This is a genomic window from Ruegeria sp. BE1, assembly GCF_056538885.1.
This window is the reverse complement of sequence record NZ_JBQFTY010000001.1, coordinates 401,032-421,647: the sequence shown is the minus strand read 5'-3', so window position 1 is coordinate 421,647 and position 20,616 is coordinate 401,032. Positions and strand designations below refer to the sequence as shown.

The 20,616-nt window shown below is 60.6% G+C and carries 19 protein-coding genes and 1 tRNA gene; 10 read left to right on the top strand and 10 right to left on the bottom strand.

All coding sequences use genetic code 11. The features are described 5' to 3' along the window. Positions 1-10: 10 nt before the first annotated feature. The 4 genes from ACR0J5_RS02080 to ACR0J5_RS02065 all read left to right on the top strand — a co-directional run bounded on the left by ACR0J5_RS02080 (position 11) and on the right by ACR0J5_RS02065 (position 4,391). Positions 11-967, top strand: a complete 957-nt coding sequence (locus ACR0J5_RS02080) for an ABC transporter permease (RefSeq protein ID WP_480650196.1) — start codon at positions 11-13, stop codon at positions 965-967. Beyond that, on the top strand, positions 967-1,782 hold the full coding sequence (locus ACR0J5_RS02075; protein WP_480650195.1) for an ABC transporter permease: 816 nt from the start codon (positions 967-969) through the stop codon (positions 1,780-1,782). Before ACR0J5_RS02080 ends, ACR0J5_RS02075 begins: the two co-directional genes overlap by 1 nt. Continuing rightward, entirely contained in the window at positions 1,779-3,416 is a 1,638-nt protein-coding gene (locus ACR0J5_RS02070) for an ABC transporter ATP-binding protein (RefSeq protein ID WP_480650194.1), read from the top strand. The genes ACR0J5_RS02075 and ACR0J5_RS02070 overlap by 4 nt, the downstream gene beginning before the upstream one ends. 138 nt (positions 3,417-3,554) lie before the next feature. After that, complete coding sequence (locus ACR0J5_RS02065; protein WP_480650193.1) at positions 3,555-4,391, top strand: alkaline phosphatase family protein; 837 nt, start codon at positions 3,555-3,557, stop codon at positions 4,389-4,391. Between the two features lie 6 nt (positions 4,392-4,397). Here the strand turns inward: ACR0J5_RS02065 and ACR0J5_RS02060 are convergent, their stop codons facing one another. The 8 genes from ACR0J5_RS02060 to ACR0J5_RS02025 all read right to left on the bottom strand — a co-directional run bounded on the left by ACR0J5_RS02060 (position 4,398) and on the right by ACR0J5_RS02025 (position 13,302). Continuing rightward, on the bottom strand, positions 4,398-5,321 hold the full coding sequence (locus tag ACR0J5_RS02060; protein ID WP_480650192.1) for an alpha/beta hydrolase: 924 nt from the start codon (positions 5,319-5,321) through the stop codon (positions 4,398-4,400). 14 nt (positions 5,322-5,335) lie between these two features. Then, the gene (locus ACR0J5_RS02055; protein WP_480650191.1) at positions 5,336-7,225 is read right to left on the bottom strand and encodes an acyl-CoA synthetase; all 1,890 of its coding nucleotides are present in this window, start codon (positions 7,223-7,225) and stop codon (positions 5,336-5,338) included. Positions 7,226-7,381: 156 nt separating this feature from the next. Then, positions 7,382-9,202, bottom strand: a complete 1,821-nt coding sequence (locus tag ACR0J5_RS02050) for an ABC transporter transmembrane domain-containing protein (RefSeq protein WP_480650190.1) — start codon at positions 9,200-9,202, stop codon at positions 7,382-7,384. A gap of 128 nt (positions 9,203-9,330) precedes the next feature. Next, positions 9,331-9,405 (bottom strand) — tRNA-Gly (locus ACR0J5_RS02045). A 104-nt stretch (positions 9,406-9,509) separates the two neighbouring features. Further along, positions 9,510-10,646: an N-acetylglucosamine-6-phosphate deacetylase gene (nagA, locus tag ACR0J5_RS02040; protein ID WP_480650189.1), complete on the bottom strand. Its 1,137-nt coding sequence runs from the start codon at positions 10,644-10,646 to the stop codon at positions 9,510-9,512. Continuing rightward, positions 10,643-11,671 carry an SIS domain-containing protein gene (locus tag ACR0J5_RS02035; RefSeq protein WP_480650188.1) on the bottom strand — a complete coding sequence of 343 codons (1,029 nt, stop codon included), beginning with the start codon at positions 11,669-11,671 and terminating at the stop codon, positions 10,643-10,645. The genes nagA and ACR0J5_RS02035 overlap by 4 nt, the downstream gene beginning before the upstream one ends. Positions 11,672-11,690: 19 nt before the next feature. Beyond that, the gene (locus ACR0J5_RS02030; protein WP_480650187.1) at positions 11,691-12,440 is read right to left on the bottom strand and encodes a GntR family transcriptional regulator; all 750 of its coding nucleotides are present in this window, start codon (positions 12,438-12,440) and stop codon (positions 11,691-11,693) included. Then, entirely contained in the window at positions 12,427-13,302 is an 876-nt protein-coding gene (locus ACR0J5_RS02025; protein WP_480650186.1) for a glucosamine kinase nucleotide-binding domain-containing protein, read from the bottom strand. Before ACR0J5_RS02025 ends, ACR0J5_RS02030 begins: the two co-directional genes overlap by 14 nt. A gap of 169 nt (positions 13,303-13,471) precedes the next feature. On the opposite strand from ACR0J5_RS02025, the gene ACR0J5_RS02020 reads away from it, so the two are divergent. The 6 genes from ACR0J5_RS02020 to ACR0J5_RS01995 all read left to right on the top strand — a co-directional run bounded on the left by ACR0J5_RS02020 (position 13,472) and on the right by ACR0J5_RS01995 (position 19,485). After that, positions 13,472-14,359: an N-acetylmuramic acid 6-phosphate etherase gene (locus ACR0J5_RS02020; protein WP_480650185.1), complete on the top strand. Its 888-nt coding sequence runs from the start codon at positions 13,472-13,474 to the stop codon at positions 14,357-14,359. A gap of 21 nt (positions 14,360-14,380) precedes the next feature. After that, positions 14,381-15,634 (top strand): ABC transporter substrate-binding protein, encoded by a 1,254-nt coding sequence (locus ACR0J5_RS02015; protein ID WP_480650184.1) that lies wholly within the window; start codon positions 14,381-14,383, stop codon positions 15,632-15,634. 66 nt (positions 15,635-15,700) lie between these two features. Next, positions 15,701-16,615, top strand: coding sequence for a carbohydrate ABC transporter permease (locus ACR0J5_RS02010; RefSeq protein ID WP_480650183.1), 915 nt, complete (start codon positions 15,701-15,703; stop codon positions 16,613-16,615). Positions 16,616-16,625: 10 nt separating this feature from the next. After that, complete coding sequence (locus ACR0J5_RS02005) at positions 16,626-17,465, top strand: carbohydrate ABC transporter permease (protein WP_480650182.1); 840 nt, start codon at positions 16,626-16,628, stop codon at positions 17,463-17,465. Next, the gene (locus ACR0J5_RS02000; protein ID WP_480650181.1) at positions 17,462-18,496 is read left to right on the top strand and encodes a Gfo/Idh/MocA family protein; all 1,035 of its coding nucleotides are present in this window, start codon (positions 17,462-17,464) and stop codon (positions 18,494-18,496) included. Before ACR0J5_RS02005 ends, ACR0J5_RS02000 begins: the two co-directional genes overlap by 4 nt. Continuing rightward, positions 18,493-19,485, top strand: a complete 993-nt coding sequence (locus ACR0J5_RS01995; RefSeq protein WP_480650180.1) for an ABC transporter ATP-binding protein — start codon at positions 18,493-18,495, stop codon at positions 19,483-19,485. Before ACR0J5_RS02000 ends, ACR0J5_RS01995 begins: the two co-directional genes overlap by 4 nt. A gap of 16 nt (positions 19,486-19,501) precedes the next feature. Here ACR0J5_RS01995 and ACR0J5_RS01990 read toward each other — a convergent pair whose 3' ends face one another. Further along, positions 19,502-20,065, bottom strand: a complete 564-nt coding sequence (locus ACR0J5_RS01990; RefSeq protein ID WP_480650179.1) for a tetratricopeptide repeat protein — start codon at positions 20,063-20,065, stop codon at positions 19,502-19,504. Positions 20,066-20,095: 30 nt separating this feature from the next. Continuing rightward, on the bottom strand, positions 20,096-20,584 hold the full coding sequence (locus tag ACR0J5_RS01985) for an Lrp/AsnC family transcriptional regulator (protein ID WP_480650178.1): 489 nt from the start codon (positions 20,582-20,584) through the stop codon (positions 20,096-20,098). Between the last annotated feature and the right edge of the window lie 32 nt (positions 20,585-20,616).

Below are 20,616 nucleotides of genomic sequence, written 5' to 3'. Positions count from 1 at the left end.
CCCACGGATCATGCATCCTATCGTCAAATTGGTTTCCCAGCGCGTTGCGCTGGGACTCCTGCTCCTCTTCGGTGCATCGGCTCTGATTTTCGGCCTCACTGAAGCCCTTCCCGGGGACGCGGCGCAAGCTGTCCTTGGACAATCCGCAACCCCCGAAGCGCTGGCAAACCTGCGCGAGGAAATGGGCCTCAACCGCCCTGCCCTGACCCGCTATTTCGAATGGCTGGGTGGCATTTTGCAGGGCGATCTGGGTCAGTCCCTGACCAACAAGCTGGACATCGCCGAAAGCATCGGAAAACGTCTGGGCAACACGCTGTTTCTGGCCTGTGCCGCTGCGATCGTGTCGGTTCCACTTGCTATCTTTCTGGGCCTTCTGGCCGTCCGGTACCGCAATCGCTGGCCGGATAAACTGATTTCTGCGATCACCCTGACCACGGTTTCGATACCGGAATTCCTGATCGGTTATGTGGTGATCTACTTCGTGTCGGTGAAACTGGGATGGTTCTCATCGCTGGCGATGATCAACGATTCCATGTCGTTCGGTGAAAAGCTGAACGCCATCGCGCTGCCCGCATTCGTCCTGACGCTGGTGGTTCTGGCGCAGATGATGCGCATGACCCGCGCCGCGATCCTGAACCTGATGCAATCGGCCTATATCGAAACGGCCGAGCTGAAGGGCCTGTCGAACTTTCAGGTCATCGCGCGCCATGCTTTCCCGAACGCGATCTCGCCCATCGTCAACGTTGTGATGCTGAACCTGGCCTATCTGGTCGTCGGCGTCGTCGTGGTTGAGGTGGTGTTCGTCTATCCCGGCATGGGTCAATATCTGGTGGACTCGGTGACGAAACGTGACGTGCCGGTTGTTCTGGCCTGCGGTGTGGTTTTTGCCGCCGTCTATATCGGGCTGAACATGGTGGCAGACATCGTGTCGATCCTTGCCAACCCAAGACTGAGGCATCCGAAATGATGAAGAATATCCCTATTTCGGCAATGATCGGTCTGTTCTTTACCGGGCTGTATTTCTTCATTGCCTTCGCCGCCCCGCTGATCGCCCCCTATGGCATGGCCGAAGTGGTCGGCGACGTGTGGGAGCCCTCCAGCGCCAAGCATCTTCTGGGCACCGACAATATCGGGCGCGATCTGCTGACGCGCATGATCTATGGCGGGCGTACGACGATCTTTATCGCCGCCGCTGCCACGATCCTCAGCTTTGTTACCGGCACCTCTCTGGGTCTGTTGGCCGCTGTTCTGGGCGGATGGGCGGATCAGGTGCTCAGCCGGACGGTTGACCTGATCATGTCGATCCCGACGCTGATCCTGGCGCTGGTGATCCTGGCGATTGTTCCGGTCACCGTTCCGATCCTGATTCTGGTGATGGGCCTGCTGGACGCCACACGCCCCTATCGCCTGTCGCGGTCGGTCGCGGTGGACATCAACGTGATGGATTATGTTGAGGCCGCCAAGCTACGCGGTGAGGGTCGCATGTGGATCATCTTCCGCGAGATCCTGCCCAATGCCCTGTCACCGCTGGTGGCGGAGTTCGGGCTGCGGTTCATCTTCATGGTCCTCTTCATCTCGACCCTGTCCTTCCTGGGCCTGGGCGTTCAGCCGCCGCTGGCTGACTGGGGTGGCATCGTGAAGGAAAACAAAGACGGTATCGTCTATGGCATCGGCGCGGCGTTGTACCCGGCTGTGGCCATCGCGACGCTGGCAATCTCGGTCAATCTTGTGGCTGACTGGGTTCTGAACCGCACCACATCGCTGAAAGGAGGCCGGGGATGAGTGATACCCTTCTCAAGGTCCGCGACCTCAAGATCGGCGCGACCGTCTATCCGCCGGGCGAAAAGCCCCATGACATCGAGATCGTGCACGGGGTCAGCTTTGACCTCGAACCCGGCAAGGTGCTGGGTCTGATCGGGGAATCCGGCGCCGGCAAGTCCACCATCGGTCTGGCCTCGATGGCCTATGGCCGGGGCGGCGTGAAGATCACCGGCGGCGAGGTCTGGATCAACGGGCGTGACATCCTGAAAACGTCCTTTGGCGACATCCGCAAGCTGCGCGGGGGTGAGGTCACATATGTGTCCCAATCCGCCGCAGCGTCGTTCAACCCCGCCAAGAAGATCATGGATCAGGTGGTCGAGGCCGCAGTCGAGCAGAAAAAGTTCAGCCGCAAACAGGCCGAGGCCCGCGCGCGTGAGCTGTTTGCCAAGCTGGGTCTGCCTGACCCGGACAATATCGGCAGCCGCTACCCGCATCAGGTGTCGGGCGGTCAGCTGCAGCGCTGCATGACGGCGCTGGCCCTGTGCCCCGAACCTGATCTGGTGGTGTTTGACGAACCCACAACAGCGCTGGACGTGACCACACAGATCGACGTTCTGATGGCGATCAAAGAGGCCATCGCAGATACCGGCGTTGCCGCGCTCTACATCACGCACGATCTGGCGGTCGTGGCGCAGGTCAGCGACGACATCATGGTTCTGCGGATGGGCAACACGGTCGAATATGGCAACACCGACCAGATCATCAACAACCCGCAAGAGGACTATACCAAGGCGCTCGTCTCGGTCCGGTCCATCGAGCATGAAGAGAAAAAGCCCACATCGGAACCGGTGCTCAGCGTTGACGGTATCACCGCGCGCTATAAAGGGTTGAATTTCGACGTGCTGCACAACGTCAATGTCGAGCTTCATCCGGGGCAGACCCTGGCGGTTGTGGGGGAGTCCGGCTCGGGCAAGTCCACGCTGGCGCGGGTGATCACCGGTCTGTTGCCGCCGCGCGACGGCGAGATCACCTTTAACGGGCGCAAGCTGAGCCCCGATCTGAAAGGGCGCTCGCTTGAGGACCTGCGCGAGTTGCAGATGATCTACCAGATGGCTGACGTGGCGATGAACCCGCGTCAGACCGTGGGCACGATCATCGGCCGCCCGCTGGAGTTCTACTTCAACATGCGCGGGGACGAGAAACGCAAACGCGTTATCGAGTTGCTTGATGAGATCGAACTGGGCGAAAAGTTCATCGATCGCTATCCGGCCGAGCTGTCCGGTGGTCAGAAACAGCGTGTCTGCATCGCGCGCTCGCTGGCGGCCAAGCCCAAGATGATCATCTGTGATGAGGTCACCTCGGCGCTGGACCCGCTGGTGGCGGATGGCATCCTGAAACTGCTGCTGGACCTGCAACAGATCGAGGATGTGGCCTATCTGTTCATCACCCACGATCTGGCAACGGTACGGGCCATCAGCGACAGTATCGCGGTGATGTATCAAGGCCGCGTGGCGCGGTACGGGTCCAAGAGCGAGGTGCTGAGCCCGCCGTTCGACGACTATACGGACCTGCTGCTCAGCTCTGTCCCGGAAATGCATCTGGGCTGGCTGGAAGAGGTTGTCGCCCACCGCAAAATGGAAAGCGCCGGGAACTGAGCCCGCCCAGAAAACAAAGAAATCCCGGCGCTTGTCACAAACAGGTGTCGGGATTTTGCTATTCGGGGCGCGAACAGGCGGCTTGCGGGCTGCGAATCTCATAGGCTTGGCTGAACTTCTAAAGAAAAGGGTCAGACGATGGACCGCAAACTCCTCCTCATCATTCTGGACGGTGTCCCGTGGCGCAACTTTCGCCGGTTGTTCGGTAATCTCGAAGGGTGGGTCGACAGTGGTGAAGCGCGGGTTTGGAAACTGCGCGCGGTCCTGCCCTCAACTTCGGCCAGTTGCTATGCCTCGATCCACACGGGCGTCACCCCGCAGGAACATGGCTGCACCGGCAATGGCAACGTCTTTCGCCTGAGCCACAAGGACGTTTTCAGCCAGGTGCGCGAAGCCGGGGGTGTGACAGGGGCGGTCACCCACAGCTATTGGTCGCAGTTCTTTAACCGCCACCCCTTCGATTACGTCCGCGACGTGGAATATGACGAACCGGACAGCAAGACCATCAACCACGGTCGGTTCCACTCGATGACCGGGTACAACAAGGCGAACCAGATGACGCCGTGTGACGTGGACCTGTTCGCCCAGTTGACGAATATGTGCCTGCGGTTCGGCCTGGACTACGGCATCCTGCACACCTGCACGCTGGACAGCATGGGCCACCGCTTTTTTCACGACTGCGAGGAAATGGACCACGCTTGTTTTGTCATGGACGAGATGCTGGCCCCCTTCATCCCGCGCTGGCGGCAGTTGGGTTACGACGTGATCGTGACCGCCGATCACGGTCAGGACGAACGCGGGCATCACGGCGGGCGCAGCCCGCTGCAACAGGAAACCGCGCTGTATTACTTTGGCGATGCAGAAGGCCCCGAGGCTGACGCTGTCATCGATCAGCTTCAACTGGCCCCAACGATTCTGAATCGTATGGGGGCACCGATTGCTGACACGATGAAGGCCACGCCCTTTCTGACGTAAGGGGGATCAGTCGTAGGGCCAGACCTGCTGGCCCAATGCCTCAATGGCGACCGATATCCGCTCAAAGCTGTCTGCGGCGCGTTTGACCGAGGTTCGCGCCCGCAGATAGCCATGCACCAAACCTGGCTCGTTGATCCAATGCGCCCGCCCGCCCGCTACCGTGATCTGTTCGCAATAGATCGCCCCGTCGTCGCGCAGCGGATCACAATCTGCCGTCACCACCACGGTTGGCGGCAGGCCCGAGAAATCGGTGTCCTGCAGGGGTGCATAGGTTGGGTCATCTGTGGGCGGCGCACCATCGCAGCGCATCTGTTCATAGAAAACGATGTCCTCCAGCGTCAAAAGCGGCGCGTGGGCATGTTCGATGTACGACCCGGCTGAGCGATCCCCGCCCAGCCCCGGATAGATCAGCACCTGCCCCAGAACGTCATTCAACCGCCCACGCGCATGATGCGCGACAGAGGCGGCAAGGTTCCCGCCCGCGCTGTCGCCTGCCAGGATCAACGGATCGCCAAATTCGGTCGCGGCCCAATTGGTCGCGATCCAGCTGTCCTGAAACTGGGCGGGATGCGCATTCTCGGGGCTCAGGCGGTAATCGACGGCCACAACCCGATAGCCGGTCTGCGCACAAATCTCGGCGCAGACGTCATCATGGCTGTCCAGCCCGCCAACAACAAAACCGCCCCCATGGAAATAGACGACCGTGCGAGTCGGATCGCCTGCCGAATACACCCGAACGGGAACGCCCATCCCCGACCTGTCCTCAACCTCAAGCCCGTCGGGCCGGGGTTGGCGGAAAACCTTGCACATCGCGTTGTAAACGCGGCGTTGATCCTCAATCGTCAGATCAACCGCGTCGTCCGGATAGCTTTCCGCCGTTCGTCTTATGAACGTCCAGGTTTCTTCATCGATCAGACGTTCATAATCCATTGTCCCTCCGGCGGTTAGTCAGCCCATTCCCACGGCCGGGTGAATGACCCCAGCACTTTGCTGACATCGTCGTCGGATGCGCCGTTGGCGTCAAGCTGTGCAACAAGCCCTCGTTTCTTGTCGTCGATCACGGACACGACACGCGCGCCCAGCCCCGCCTCTTCCAGCGCGCCGTTATAGATGCGCGTGATCGCCTGTTTGCGCAGTTCGGGCTTGAAAACCTTGCCCACAGCGGTTTTCGGCAGCTCGTCCAGAATAGTCATATGTTTAGGCTGCGCCGCGCGTTCATGCACATGGACGCCGCAATACTCCATCAGCTCTTTCTCGGTCACGCTGGCGCCTTCGACCAGTTCGACAAAGGCACAAGGCACTTCACCCGAATACGCATCCGGCTGGCCGATAGCCCCCGCAAAGGCGACCGCGTCGTGACCCAGCAGGGCCTCTTCGATCTCGGCCGGGTCGATATTGTGGCCACCGCGAATGATCAGATCCTTGGCGCGACCCGTGATCCACAGATACCCATCCTCGTCGAACCGCCCAAGATCGCCTGTACGCAGGTACTTGTCATAGTGGTAAAGGTTCACGTTCTTTTCGGCCTCGGTATAGGTATTGCCCGCATAGACACCGGGGTTCGAGATGCAGATCTCGCCAATTTCATTGGCGGGGGATTCCACAGGTCCATCAGGCCCATCCTGCAGGATTTTGACATCCGTATAGGGGAAGGGAATCCCGATCGAGCCGATCTTTTTCTCACCATCCACCGGGTTGCACGACACCAGACAGGTGGCCTCGGTCAGGCCATAGCCTTCGACGATGGTGACGCCGGTTGCTTCCTCAAAGCGGCGGAACAGTTCGACCGGCAGCGGGGCCGAGCCCGAAAACGCCGTTTTCACACTGGAAATATCCGCATCCACTGGGCGCTGCATCTTGGCGGCAATCGCGGTGGGAACGGTGATGATGAAGCTGACTTTCCAGCGTTCGATCAGTTTCCAGAAATTGTCGAACACGCCATCGCCGCGATAGCCCTGCGGCGTCGGGAAGATCACATGCGCCCCCGAGGACACGGCAGCCATAACAATCACATGCACCGCAAAGACGTGGAACATGGGCAGCGGGCACATGATCACGTCATTCTCGTCAAACAGCAGCGTATTGCCCAGCCAGCCATTGTAGATCAGGCCGGAATATTTGTGCTGCGCCACCTTGGGCATGCCGGTCGTACCACCGGTGTGGAAGTAACAGGCGACGCGGTCTTCCTTGCTGTCTTCGAATGTCAGCGTGGTAGGCTGTTTGGCCAGCTCGTGATTGAAATTCTTGTAGTTTGCGTGGGCAAGATGTTCTTTGTCGCCCATCTTGGGGCGCAGGAAAGGCACGATCCACGACTTTGGCGGCGTCAGATAGCGGTTGAGGTCGATTTCCAAAATGGTGCCGACCTTGGGGGCATGCCGTACGGCCTCTTCGACCTTTTGCGCCACATCCGTCTTGGGGAAAGATTTCAGCGTCACCACCACCTTGGCCCCGGTTTCGCGCAGGATCGCGGCGATTTGCTCGGGCTCAAGCAGCGGGTTGATCGGGTTGACGATCCCGGCCACCGCACCGCCCATCATGGTGATCAGCGTCTCATTACAGTTCGGCAGCACATAGGCCACCACGTCCTTTTCGCCCACCCCCAGCGAGCGGAACAGGTTGGCCGCCTGATTGACCTTGCCCAGCAGGTCAGACCAGGTCAGCGTTTCGGCCTTGTCGGTCGGGCCCGAGAAGATCTGAAAACTGATCGCGTTATTGTTGGGAAACTTCTCGGCCGTGCGTGAGAGCAATTGATGGAAAGTGACCGGAACGTCGCGCTCCTCCCACGACATTTCCTGCTCCATCTGTATCTTGTCTTCCATTCCCACAAAGGCCATGTGGTTCCTCCCTTATCTCTCCCGTGTCCGGCACGAGTTTTGTGTCCACCGCCAAGATGGAAGCAAAATCGTGCAGGTTCAAGAAAGGGCTTAGCTGCGCAGGCCACAAAGGGATAGAATTACGCTACGGCGCGACGGGTTTTGCCCTACGTCACGTTATTCGGCCGCGACGCCATCGGTGAACTGCAGCCGCGCCAGACGGGCGTAAAGACCATCCTGCGCCACCAAATCGTCATGGGTGCCTTGGGCCACGATACGGCCGGCCTCCATCACCACGATCCGGTCGGCCTTTTTCACCGTCGCCAGACGATGCGCCACGATCAGTGTCGTGCGCCCGGCGCGCATCTGGTCCACCGCCCCCTGTACCGCGCGCTCACTTTCTGCATCCAGGGCCGAGGTCGCCTCATCCAGCAGCAGGACAGGCGCGTCGCGCAGGATCGCGCGGGCGATGGCGATACGTTGTTTCTGCCCCCCGGACAGCATCACGCCGCGCTCACCCACAAAGCTGTCATAGCCTTCGGGCAAGGCCGCGATGAAATCATGCGCGGCGGCGGCGCGGGCGGCGGCCTCGACCTCGGCATCTGAGGCATCAAGACGGCCAAAGCGGATGTTCTCGCGGGCCGAGGCGGCAAAGATCACCGGGTCCTGTGGCACCAGCGCCATATGACGCCGGAAATCGGCGCGGTCGATGTCGCGCAGGTCGATCCCGTCCAGCTTCACCTGTCCCGAGGTTGGGTCATAAAACCGCTGGATCATCTGGATCACGGTTGTCTTGCCTGCACCTGACGGGCCGACAAAGGCGATGGTCTCCCCCGGATTGACCTGCAAGGTCATATCGTCCAGCACCACGATGTCGGGTCGCGACGGATAGCGGAAAGTCACATCTTCGAACCGGATTTCCCCGCGCAGCGGCGTGGGCAGAGCAGCCGGTTTGGCCGGGTCAACAACAGCGTCCTGCGCATTCAGCAGTTCAACCAGACGCTCGGTCGCGCCGGCGGCGCGTTGCAGCTCGCTCCAGATCTCGGACAGGGCCGCAACGGACCCCGCCATGATGATCGAATATATGACGAACTGGATCAGCACACCCTCGGTCATCACACCGTTGCGGACGTCGTTTGCGCCCATCCACAGCACGCCGACGATGCCCGAGAAGACCAGAAAAATCACGATGACCGTCAGAACAGCGCGGGTTTGAATACGGCGCAGCGAAACGACAAACGAGGTTTCTGTCATATCGCCGAACAGTTTGCGGCTGGCCTTTTCGTGGGTGAAGGCCTGCACGGTTTGCACCGCGCTCAGCGCCTCGCCCGCATTGCCGGATGAGGCCGCGATCCAGTCCTGGTTTTCACGGCTGATCACCCGCAGACGCCGCCCCAACAACAGAATAGGCACCACCACAACAGGGATCAGCAACAGCACCAGCCCGGTCAGCTTGGCCGAGGTCAGCAGCATCAGAACCAGACCGCCGATGAACAACAGCATATTGCGCAGCGCGATGGAGACGGACGAGCCCAGCACCGACTGGATCAGCGTTGTATCCGTGGTGATGCGGCTCAGGACCTCTCCGGTCATGATGCGTTCGTAAAACTCGGGGCTCATGCCGATGACCCGGTCGAACACCGCCTTGCGGATGTCGGCCACCACACGCTCACCCAACCGCGTCACCAGCGCATAGCGCAGGCCCGTTCCAACGGCGAGGACACCGGCGATACCAAGGGCGGCTAGGAAATACCAATCCAGCAGCTCACCATCTTCGATGCGGAAATTGTCCACCACACGCCGCACTGCCAACGGCAGGGTCAGTGTCATACTGGCGGTCAGCACCAAGGCCAGAGTCGCGCCGAGCATCAACAAGCGATAGGGCCGCATGAACGGCCACAGCGATCCAAGGACGCTGATCTTTCTGGACCTTGCGCGTTCTTCGCTGGCCCCCGGAGCAGATTGCTGTGCTGGACTGGCTGAGGCTTTTCTTGCCATGCGGGGCCCTTAACTTTGGTTCGCGTTCACGTCATCGCTTCTTGGCGGTCGCAACAGGCCGGGTCAAGAACCACGTGTGAAAACGGCCATCAATCAGGGCCATTTGACGCAGAATTTTGGGGCTGATCTGGAGCGGGCGGCGGGAATCGAACCCGCTTCATCAGCTTGGAAGGCTGAGGTAATAGCCAGTATACGACGCCCGCTCAGCGTTGGTCGGTTTAAGCGATGCACCTGATGGCGTCAAGCGTCGTTCGACCGCGAAAATCAATTTCTGCACTGACGGGTTCAACCGGCAAAAGCCGCTGCTTTAGCCCGGCTTGGATAGCCATTCGCAGCGGGTCAAATCCGACGAAATCCGGATCAGGCTGTCATAGCACAGAGGCTGTTTGACTGGCTGACCAACCAAAGATGCCGGATAGCTGGTCGCTGCGGTCAGCGCGTCCTGCAGCGGGACATTCACTTGTGTGACCAGCGTGCGGATGGCCGTGGTCAAATCCAGATCGGCCCCGGCCAATGTCCCGTCTTCAAGCGTCAGACGCCCGTCACGCCGGGTTATGCGGCGGCCTTCCAGCTGGAATTCGGCCTGATCTGTTCCGGCAACCGCCATGGCATCGCTGACCAGAAAAACCTGACCGGGCGCGGTTTTGGCAGCCCACGCCGCCCGCATAACCTGAGGGTGGACATGAATGCCATCGGCGATCAAACCTGCCGACAACCCGCCATTGGCCAATGCGGCCCCCACAAGCCCCGGCTCTCGGTTACCCATCTGGCTCATGGCATTGAACAGGTGAGTGACACAGCGCGCACCCGCCGCCGCATAGCGCTGGCATGTAGCAAAATTCGCATTCGTATGCCCCAGCGAGATCAGGATGCCCGCATCTGCGAGATGCTGCACCTGCGCCTCTGTAACCGATTCCGGGGCAAGCGTCACCTTCAGGCAGGGCAATTTCGCCGCTGCCGCCACCAGCGCGGCCAGATCATCCTCGTCCATCGGTCGAATCAAACTACCGTCATGCGCACCCTTGCGCGCCACAGACAAATGCGGTCCTTCAAGATGCAGACCTGCCACGCCGGGAACGCCGTCGCGCACGGCCTCTATCGCTGCGGCGATGGCAGCTTGTGTTTTTTCGGGCGTGTCGGTGATCAGCGTCGGCAGGAAAGAGGCCACACCAAGGCGGCGATGCGCGCTGGCAATCCGACGGATCGTATCGTCCGAGGGGTCGTCGTTGAACATCACCCCATCGCCGCCATTGACCTGCAAATCAACATATCCGGGGCACAGGATGTCGCCGTTCAGATCGATCACCTGCCCTTCGGCGTTATCCTTCTGATCCGGGGCATTCTTGACCAGCACACCGTCGCGAAAGACAAACATCTGATCGAAGTGCAAAAGCCGGCCGTCAAACAGGGCCCCGTTGCGGAATGTAAGTGAACCTGTGGTCATACCGTCTCGGTCACCTTTCTCAGATGGCGTGGGGCGTCGGGATCGATCCCATGGGCGCGGGCGACGGCCTCGACCATAGAATAAAACGATGTGATCGTCGTGATCGGATCGGTCAGCCAGTGATCTGTGCGCGTCACGGGCAGGCTGTGCGCGCGGGTCACGCGATCGGTGGCGGCAAACACCGTTGCCCCCTTGCCCGCCAGCGCGTCCGCCGCGTCGGCGGTCGTCTGCTCGGCCGCGTCCCCGGCGGCAAAGACGATGGTGGGAAACCCTTCGTCCACTATCGAAACCGGCCCGTGCAGAACCTCGGCTGCGGAATAGCTTTCGGCATGGATCTGGCAGGTTTCCTTGATCTTCAAGGCCGCCTCATTCGACATCGCAAAAGACGGGCCCCGCCCCAGCGTAAACAGGGACCGCCCCGTGATCGCCTTGGCCGCCGCCGACCAGTCATTCTGCGCCGCCTTTGTCAGATGCCCGGGCAAGCGCTGGATCGCCGCCAACAGTTCGCCATCCCCCTTGATTTCGGCCAGCAACCACAGCCCGGACACCAGCGAGGTGACAAAGGTCTTGGTCGCGGCCACGCTCAGCTCTGGCCCGGCATGCAAGGGCAGCACCGCGTCTGTCACCCCAGCCAGCCGAGAGTTTTCGTTGTTGGTAATCGCAACCGTCACCCCGCCCGACGATTTCAGCGACCGTGTCATTCCCACGATGTCAGGGCTTTGCCCCGATTGCGACACGGACAGGCACACAGCGCCCTTTGCTCGCAGGTCGGTGCCATAGATCGAATTCACCGATGGCCCCACCGAGGCCACGGGCAGGTTCAACAACAACTCGGCTGCATATTTCAGGTAGAGGCAGGCGTGATCGGACGACCCCCGCGCGACCGTTATCATGAACCGGGGATCGCCCTGACGGACCTGCGCGGCCGCATCGCGAATATTGGCGGCCCCGTTGGTCAAAAGGCGGTCCAAGGCATCAGGAATCTCAAGGATTTCCTGACGCATTTTCGAGCTGTGTTCAGACATTCTGTTCCGGCCTTTCCGGTTACAAACGCAATTCGGCGACGAAATCATAAGCGTCCCCGCGATAGAGCGAGCGGGTCAGTTCCGCGACACGCCCGTTTTTGAGGAATGAAATCCGTTCGATGTTCAGCCCGGCAGCGCCTTCGGGGACATCCAGCAACTCCGCCTCGCGCGCGGCCAGGTTGAGGGCCGAGATTTTCTGCACCGCCCGCACCGGTCTGCGACCCAGATCGTCCAACACCTCGTACAGAGAGGTCGTGACTTCAATGGGGTTGGGCAGAATGTCCAGCGGCAGCGCAGCGCGCTCCAGCGCCAGCGGTCGGCCATCCGCCTCGCGCAAGCGGTAAATGCGGGCGATCTGTTCGCCGTCCTTCAGGCTGAGCGCTGCGATCTCTTCGCGCGTCGGGGCAAAAACACCCCGCTCCAACCATTTTGAGGTCGTCTGCATGCCCCGGCTCGACATATCCTCGGTGAATGAGGTCAGATGTGTCAGCGATTGCTCAACCCGCGGCACGCGTTCACGGATGAACGAGCCCGAGCCCTGCCGCTGTTCGATCACGCCTTCCTGCACCAGTTCCTGAATTGCTTTGCGCACCGTGACACGGGACAGGTCGGTGATTTCCACCAACTCACGCTCGGACGGCAGGGATGCGTTTGGGGCCAGCACCCCGCTGTCGATCCCCTCTTGCAGCCTGCGACGCAGCTGAACATAGCGCGGACCTTTGTCCGGGCTCAGCCAGTGATCGGCGCGCAGGAACTCAGCGATGCTCATGCCGTATCTCCTTCGCAAGGGCCAAGGCCCCAACCAGCGGCTCGGCCAATGGGGGTCGGATGGTCGATTGCATGATTTCAGGCAGATAGGGTGCATAGTGCCGGGCGATTCCGCCGGTCAGGCAAATCGCGCCGCCCGATTGCCACCCCAGCCGGTGGGCGGTCTGGGCAATGTAGTCGGCCCCGCCTTGCATAACCCGCAGTGCGACCGCATCGCCTTTTTGGGCGGCGGATGTGACACGTGGTGCCAGCGCACCAAACGCGGCAGGCGTCGCCGAGCCCGCAAAGGCCACAATGCCCGCCGTTCCATCGAACCGGTTCAGTAGCCCTTGGGTCAGATCGGTCTGCTCTTGTGTTCCATCACAGGCATCCAGCGTTTCAGACAATGCCCGGCGCCCCACCCACTGGGCCGACGCCTCATCCCCCAGAACCGAGCCCCAGCCCCCAGCCAACCGCATCTTGCCCCCGGATTGGACGGCCAGGAACGAGCCGGTGCCGCAATGGGCAACCAGACCATCCTCTGCGCCCAGCGCAGCGCGAACGGCAGCGGGGCGATCATCCTCGACCCGTGCGCAGGCCAACCCCAGCGCGTCCCGCAGACGCCCTGCGATATTCCCATCGGTCACGCCGGCCAGACCGACAAAGGCAGGCCACGCGGACATCTCGGATGGGTCGACGGCAACCTGCTGGGACAGCGCATCCAACCCCGCACGAATCTGCACAAGCGCCCCGTCAAAATCGGACGAAACATTGGCTGATCCGGTTTCAACACTATAGGTCACGCCATTGATTTCACAGGCAACCCGGCACCGCGTTCCCCCGCCATCGATGGCCAGAATGGCATTACTCTGAGACTCAGTCATGGCAATACCATTATAATACCTTTGGCTATTAAGGAAGCCCAATTCTCGCCCCACAACCTTACTTAGCGTTATAGAAAGCTGAAAAATCGGGAGAAATTTCATATCAAAAGAAAAGAATGGACAAGTGGTATTAGATAGGTATCGTATAACGCAAATATGGGGGATTCTCTTGACGCTGCCGCTGACCGAACAATTGCACCCGGATGCCGACCGCCTGACCAAAGGTAATCTGCACGTCGCGGCGCGTGCCTTGGCAGAAGGTCAGATCGCAGCTGCCGCTGCCGTTCGCGATGCGCTGGACACCATCACTCACGGAGCGCGCGCCATGGCCCAGACGATCCGCGCGGGTGGCATATTGCACTATGTCGCCGCAGGCTCGTCCGGGTTGATGGCGGCGGCAGATGCGCAGGAACTTGGCGGCACATTTTCAATCCCCCCTGCCCGTCTGCGCATTCACATGGCGGGTGGCCTGCCCACAGGGGTCGAAATGCCGGGCGCCGCTGAAGACGGCACCGATGATCTTGAGACTGCCTTAGACGCGCTTGGCCCCAAAGACACCGTGATCGCCGTCTCGGCCAGCGGGTCCACGCCCTATACACTGGCGGCGATGGAGATTGCCCGCGAACGCAACGCAAACGTCATCAGCATCGCCAACAACGCAGGCAGCCCCCTGTTGCTAGGGGCGGACATTCCGATCCTGCTGGCCACACCGCCGGAACTGATCTCGGGATCAACCCGCATGGGCGCGGGAACAGCGCAGAAGATCGCGCTGAACATGCTGTCCTCGCTTATGGCGGTCGAGCTTGGACATGTTCACGGCGGCATGATGGTCAATCTGCGCGCCGACAATGACAAACTGCGGGCCCGCGCCGCCGGCATCGTCGCGCGGATCGCCAAGGTTGACGCAGATACCGCGCAACAGGCGCTGACAGCGGCGGGCGGGGACGTCAAGCCGGCCATCCTCATCGCCGCGCAGGGCCTGTCGCATGACGAAGCCTGCGCAAAGCTGACCGCAACAGATGGCATTCTGGCCGCCGCTTTGACCGAAAACGTATAACAATCAACCGGGAGACTACCTATGAGATACAAGAACCTGAAACTGGCCTTGCTGGGCACGACCCTAATGGCCACAAGCGCGATGGCCGAAGACGTAACCTTGACCATCGAAAGCTGGCGCAATGATGACCTGACACTGTGGCAGGACCAGATCATTCCGGCGTTCGAGGCCGCCCATCCCGGTATCAAGGTCCAGTTCACCCCGTCCGCTCCGGCTGAATACAACGCTGTTCTGAACTCGAAACTGGATGCGGGTTCCGCTGGTGACCTGATCACCTGCCGCCCCTTCGACGCCTCGCTGGCACTGTATGAGGCGGGCCACCTGACAGACCTTTCCGGCGTTGAGGCGATGGGAAATTTCTCGGACGTGGCCAAGTCGGCCTGGCAGACCGACGACGGCGCGGTCAGCTTCTGCGTTCCGATGGCCTCGGTGATCCACGGCTTCATCTACAACAAGGACGCCTTCAACGAGCTGGGCATCGAGGTTCCCACCACCGAGGATGAGTTCTTTGCCGCGCTGGACAAGATCAAGGAAGACGGCACCTATATCCCGATTGCGATGGGTACCAACGACCAGTGGGAAGCAGCCACGATGGGCTACAACAACATCGGGCCCAACTACTGGAAAGGTGAAGAAGGCCGCCAGGCCCTGATCGCCGGTGAACAGAAGCTGACGGATGAGGCATGGACCGCACCCTACGCCACGCTGGCCCGTTGGGGTGAATATATGGGCGACGGCTATGAGGCGCAGACCTATCCCGACAGCCAAAACATCTTCACACTGGGCCGCGCCGCGATCTATCCCGCCGGATCGTGGGAAATCTCTGGCTTCAACGGGCTGGCCGATTTCGAAATGGGCGCGTTCAAGCCGCCGGTCCGCAACGCGGGCGATACCTGCTATATCTCGGACCACACTGATATCGGCATCGGCATGAACGCCGCCACCGAGAACCCCGAAGCGGCCGAAACCTTCCTGTCTTGGGTCGCAAGCCCCGAGTTCGCCGAGATCTTTGGCAACGCCCTGCCCGGTTTCTTCCCGCTGTCCAGCACGCCTGTTGAACTGCAGGATCCGCTGGCCAAGGAAATCGTCGGCTGGCGGGATGAGTGTGAATCGACCATCCGCTCGACCTATCAAATCCTGTCGCGCGGTACTCCGAACCTTGAGAACGAGACCTGGGGCGCATCTGTTGCCGCCATCAAGGGCGCCAAATCGCCCGAGGAACTGGGCGCCGAACTGCAAGAGGGCCTGGCCTCCTGGTACGCCCCGCATCAGTAAACTGACCACCTACCCGGGCGGAAACGCCCGCCCGGGTACACCCGAAACCCCTTTGAAAGCTGACCCATGAACCGCCCCCGCTTCCGCTGGCATATCGTCGTGTTTCTGGCCCCTGCTGTGCTGGTCTATACGGCGGTGATGATTTTCCCGCTGTTCAACACGCTGCGGCTGGCGCTTTATTCCGAGGTGGACCAAAGCCGTGTGTTCGTGGGCTTGCAGAACTTTCAAACCCTGTTTTTCGATCCCATCTGGTCCGAGCAGTTCTGGAACGCTTTGGGCAACAACTTCTGGTTCTTCCTGATCCATATGCTGGTGCAGAACCCCATCGGGATCGCACTGGCGGCCCTGCTCAGCCATCCACGCCTGCGGTTCTCAGCGCTCTATCGGTCAGCGATTTTCATCCCGACGATCCTGAGCTTTGTGATCGTGGGCTTTGCCTGGAAACTGATCCTGTCTCCCATCTGGGGCATCGCACCGTCAATGCTGGACGCGGTGGGCCTGAAATCCCTGTTCGCACCGTGGCTGGGCAAAGAGGAATATGCGCTGACCACGCTGGCGCTGATCTCGGTCTGGCAATTCGTGGGCATCCCGATGATGCTGATCTATGCCGCCCTGCTGACCATTCCCGAAGAAATCCTTGAGGCCGGAGAGATTGACGGCATCACAGGGGCTTCGGCGTTTTGGAAAATCAAGCTGCCGCTGATCCTGCCCTCGATCGGGATTATCTCGATCCTGACCTTCGTGGGCAATTTCAACGCGTTCGACCTGATCTATGCCGCCCAAGGCGCGCTGGCGGGGCCGGATTTCTCGACCGATATCCTGGGCACCTTCATGTACCGCACCTTCTTTGGCTTCCAGCTGCAACTGGGCGATCCGCATATGGGGTCGGCCATCGCAGGGGCAATGTTCGCGATCATTCTGGTGGGCGTTTGTATCTACCTTTTCGGCATCCAGACCCGGATGCGCCGGTATCAGATGTGAGGGTCCAGCGATGAACAAAGCACGCCATAACCCGCTGAACACCGCCGCAATGCACGGGGCGCTGATCCTTTATACGCTGATCGCCCTGTTCCCGGTTTTTGTGATCCTGATCAACAGCTTCAAATCCCGCCGTGCGATCTTTCGCGAACCTCTGGCCCTGCCAAATGCCGAAAGCTTCTCACTGATCGGCTATGAGACGGTGATGAAGCAGGGGGATTTCTTCCTTTATTTCCAGAACTCGATGATCGTCACCGTGGCGTCGCTGTTTTTCATCCTGCTGTTCGGGGCCATGGCGGCCTATGCGCTGTCGGAGTACCAGTTCAAAGGCAACCTGCTGATGGGGCTGTATCTGGCGTTGGGGATCATGATCCCGATCCGCATCGGCACCGTGGCGATCCTTGAGATGATGGTGGCCACCGGGCTGGTCAACACGCTTTGGTCGCTGATTCTGGTCTATACCGCGCAAGGCTTGCCATTGGCGGTGTTCATCCTGTCCGAATTCATGCGGCAGGTCAGTGACGATCTGAAGAACGCAGGCCGCATCGACGGGTTGTCGGAATACACGATCTTTTTCCGGCTGGTGCTGCCTCTGGTCCGGCCCGCGATGGCGACCGTGGCGGTGTTCAACATGATCCCGATCTGGAATGACCTCTGGTTCCCGCTGATCCTTGCCCCGGCTGAGGAAACCAAGACGCTCACGCTGGGCAGTCAGGTCTTTATCGGGCAATTCGTCACCGACTGGAACGCGGTTCTGTCGGCATTGTCGATGGCGATCCTGCCGGTGCTGGTGCTTTACGTCATCTTCTCACGCCAGCTGATCCGCGGCATCACATCCGGAGCTGTCAAATGACCAAAGTTCTGATCGCTGGCCTTGGAAACATGGGCCTCAGCCACGCGCTGGCCCATCACAACCACCCGGACGCGCAAATCGTGGGGCTGGTGAACCGGTCTGGCCGCGTAGACCACCCCGAGCTGGGCCAGTACCCTGCCTATTCGGATTTCCAGACCGCACTGGCCGAAACCAAACCCGATCTGGTGGTTGTTGCCACCTATTCCGACAGCCACGCCGATTTCGCCTGCGCGGCCATGGAGGCAGGTGCGCATGTCTTTGTGGAAAAACCGCTGGCCACCAACGTGGTCGATGCACGGCGCGTGGTGGACACCGCCACCCGCCTGAACCGCAAGCTGGTCGTGGGTTACATCCTGCGCCACCACCCCTCGTGGATGCGCCTGATCGCTGAGGCGCGCGACCTGGGCGGGCCTTACGTGTTTCGCCTGAACCTGAACCAGCAATCCTCGGGCGCTGAGTGGGAGACGCATAAGGCGCTGATGCAGACCACCTCACCCATCGTGGATTGCGGCGTGCACTATGTGGACGTGATGTGCCAGATCACCGACGCGCAGCCCGTCCGCGTGCATGGCATGGGCCTGCGCTTGTCTGATGAGATCGCCGAGGACATGTATAATTACGGCCAGTTTCAGGTCATCTTTCTGGACGGCTCGGTCGGCTGGTATGAGGCCGGATGGGGCCCGATGATGTCCGAGACCGCATTTTTTGTGAAAGATATCGTCTCGCCCAACGGATCGGTCTCGATCACCGACGGCAACAAGGGCGCGTCGGCAGACATAGACGGCCACACCAAGGTCGGCGGGTTGCTGATCCATACACCGGGCGGCGACCGCACGGTTGAGATGCCCGATGAGCCCAGCCATCAGGAACTGTGTGACGCCGAACAGGCGTACATGCTGCGCGCCATCGCTGACGATATCGACCTGACGCGCCATATGGCTGACGCCGTCCAATCCCTTGCCATTTGTCTGGCCGCCGATGAAAGCATCCGCACCGGCCAGCCCGTTTCCCTGCAGGAGCCCGCATCATGACCGCTCTGACCCTGACCAATGTGAACAAGTCCTTTGGCGAGGTGCATGTCCTCAAAGACATCTCGCTTGAGGTGGAAGAGGGTGAATTTGTCGTCTTCGTCGGCCCCTCGGGCTGCGGCAAGTCCACCCTGCTGCGCGTCATCGCGGGGTTGGAGGATGCGTCCTCGGGCGAGATCAATATTGACGGCCAGACCGTCAATCTGGTGCCGCCGTCCAAACGCGGCATCGCGATGGTGTTCCAAAGCTATGCGCTTTACCCCCACCTGAACGTGCGCGGGAACATGACGCTGGCGCTGAAACAGGAAAAGCAATCCAAAGCGGTGATCGAAGAACGCGTCGCCACCGCCAGCCGGATGCTGAACCTTGAAGACTATCTGGACCGCTACCCGTCCGAGCTGTCCGGCGGTCAGCGCCAACGCGTCGCCATCGGGCGCGCCATCGTGCGCGAACCGAAGCTGTTCCTGTTTGACGAGCCGCTGTCCAACCTCGACGCGGCGTTGCGCATGAACACGCGGATCGAGATCGCCAACCTGCACCGGGCGCTGGATGCCTCAATGATTTATGTCACCCACGACCAGACCGAGGCGATGACACTGGCCGACAAGATCGTCGTTCTTCGTGACGGACGGGTTGAGCAGATCGGCAGTCCGATGGAGCTTTATAACAACCCCGCCAACCAGTTCGTTGCTGGGTTTCTGGGCGCGCCATCGATGAACTTTCTGCCCGAGACCCTTTTGGGTGGGGGCCAGAACACCATTGGTATACGCCCCGAAGACCTGTTCCTGTCCGATGACGGCCCTTTGGCCGCGCGGGTCAGCCATGTCGAGAAACTGGGCGGGGATACCAACGTCATTGCCACGGTACATGACCACGCCGTCACGGCGCGCCTGTTTGGTCAGCATGCGATTTCCGAAGGGCAAGAGTTGCGCTTTGCCTATTCTGCGGACAAAGCCTATCGCTTTGATGCCGCAGGACAAAGACTGCGTTAATCGGTAAACGGCGCGGTCAGATTTCCTCGCCCGGGGGCGCCAGCGGGCCGCCTTCGGCCATCAGATGACGTTCGGACAGCCAGGGGTTCAACTCCAGCGCGTCCTGCAACGCAGCGCGTGCCTCATCCAAGCGTTGCAGACCCAGCAAGGTCAGCGCCCGGCCGCTGATCGCGGCCACATGGTTGGGCGACAGTTCAATCGCTTTATCCAAATCCGGCAGCGCCGCCTCAAAATCATTGCCCAGGTAGTAGGCAAAGGCCCGCTGGTTGTAGCCTTCAGCATAAGCCGGGCAATAGGCGATCAACCAGTCGAAATCCGCAATTGCCCCCACCAGATCCGAGGCCCGGAGACGCGCCATACCCCGATCCAGCACCTCTTGCGCGCTGGCGTCCGGGGCATCCGCCCATAATGCCCATAGCTGGCCTGACAGGGCGCGGGCGGCCTGCTCGGACTCGGCCTGCTGGATTTGTGAAATCACGTCACTGACCCCGGCACTGTGGTCGGGGGCGGCTGGGCAGTCCTGCGCGTAGGCAGCGGTGGACATGACCAACAGGGATGCGGCGATGGCGATCTGTTTCATGCACCAATGGTGACGCACCGTGGCTGTTCGTCAACCCGCCCCTTCAATCGCGCCGGACACACCGGTTTCTTTCACCGCCTCCATCGCCACAAAGGTCGACGTGTTGGCCACATGCGGCAGGGATGAGATTTTCTCGGCCAGAACCGCGCGGTATTCCGACATCGAACCCGTTCTGATCTTGAGCAAATAGTCGAAATTCGACGCAATCATATGGGCTTGCTCAATCTCAGGCACTTTGCGGACGGCTGCATTGAACTCGGCCAGTGCCTTTTCGCGCGTATCCGTCAGGCGCACCTCAACAAAGGCCACGTGGTCCAGCCCAAGGCGGATCGGGTCCAAAAGCGCGCGGTAGCCGGTGATAATCCCCTCGGCCTCTAGCCTCTTCACACGTGCTTGAGTCGGGGATTTCGACAACCCGATGCGCCGGGCCAGGTCGGCCACGGGGATGCGCCCGTCCTCAGCCAGAATCGCCAGAATCGACCGGTCAAAACGGTCAAGATCGGGACGGTTCATTTGCATCGCAAAAGCCTTTCATTTCAGGACACTCGCCT

Excerpts from the sequence above, each read along its gene's own strand:
- ACR0J5_RS02025 (WP_480650186.1), bottom strand. The coding sequence starts at position 13,302 with ATGACTGAGTCTCAGAGTAATGCCATTCTGGCCATCGATGGCGGGGGA.
- ACR0J5_RS02065 (WP_480650193.1), top strand. The coding sequence starts at position 3,555 with ATGGACCGCAAACTCCTCCTCATCATTCTGGACGGTGTCCCGTGGCGC.
- ACR0J5_RS01995 (WP_480650180.1), top strand. The coding sequence starts at position 18,493 with ATGACCGCTCTGACCCTGACCAATGTGAACAAGTCCTTTGGCGAGGTG.
- ACR0J5_RS02075 (WP_480650195.1), top strand. The coding sequence starts at position 967 with ATGAAGAATATCCCTATTTCGGCAATGATCGGTCTGTTCTTTACCGGG.
- ACR0J5_RS02060 (WP_480650192.1), bottom strand. The coding sequence starts at position 5,321 with ATGGATTATGAACGTCTGATCGATGAAGAAACCTGGACGTTCATAAGA.
- ACR0J5_RS02005 (WP_480650182.1), top strand. The coding sequence starts at position 16,626 with ATGAACAAAGCACGCCATAACCCGCTGAACACCGCCGCAATGCACGGG.
- ACR0J5_RS02000 (WP_480650181.1), top strand. The coding sequence starts at position 17,462 with ATGACCAAAGTTCTGATCGCTGGCCTTGGAAACATGGGCCTCAGCCAC.
- ACR0J5_RS01990 (WP_480650179.1), bottom strand. The coding sequence starts at position 20,065 with ATGAAACAGATCGCCATCGCCGCATCCCTGTTGGTCATGTCCACCGCT.
- ACR0J5_RS02035 (WP_480650188.1), bottom strand. The coding sequence starts at position 11,671 with ATGTCTGAACACAGCTCGAAAATGCGTCAGGAAATCCTTGAGATTCCT.
- ACR0J5_RS02015 (WP_480650184.1), top strand. The coding sequence starts at position 14,381 with ATGAGATACAAGAACCTGAAACTGGCCTTGCTGGGCACGACCCTAATG.
- ACR0J5_RS02030 (WP_480650187.1), bottom strand. The coding sequence starts at position 12,440 with ATGAGCATCGCTGAGTTCCTGCGCGCCGATCACTGGCTGAGCCCGGAC.
- ACR0J5_RS01985 (WP_480650178.1), bottom strand. The coding sequence starts at position 20,584 with ATGCAAATGAACCGTCCCGATCTTGACCGTTTTGACCGGTCGATTCTG.
- nagA (WP_480650189.1), bottom strand. The coding sequence starts at position 10,646 with ATGACCACAGGTTCACTTACATTCCGCAACGGGGCCCTGTTTGACGGC.
- ACR0J5_RS02050 (WP_480650190.1), bottom strand. The coding sequence starts at position 9,202 with ATGGCAAGAAAAGCCTCAGCCAGTCCAGCACAGCAATCTGCTCCGGGG.
- ACR0J5_RS02055 (WP_480650191.1), bottom strand. The coding sequence starts at position 7,225 with ATGGCCTTTGTGGGAATGGAAGACAAGATACAGATGGAGCAGGAAATG.
- ACR0J5_RS02080 (WP_480650196.1), top strand. The coding sequence starts at position 11 with ATGCATCCTATCGTCAAATTGGTTTCCCAGCGCGTTGCGCTGGGACTC.
- ACR0J5_RS02010 (WP_480650183.1), top strand. The coding sequence starts at position 15,701 with ATGAACCGCCCCCGCTTCCGCTGGCATATCGTCGTGTTTCTGGCCCCT.
- ACR0J5_RS02070 (WP_480650194.1), top strand. The coding sequence starts at position 1,779 with ATGAGTGATACCCTTCTCAAGGTCCGCGACCTCAAGATCGGCGCGACC.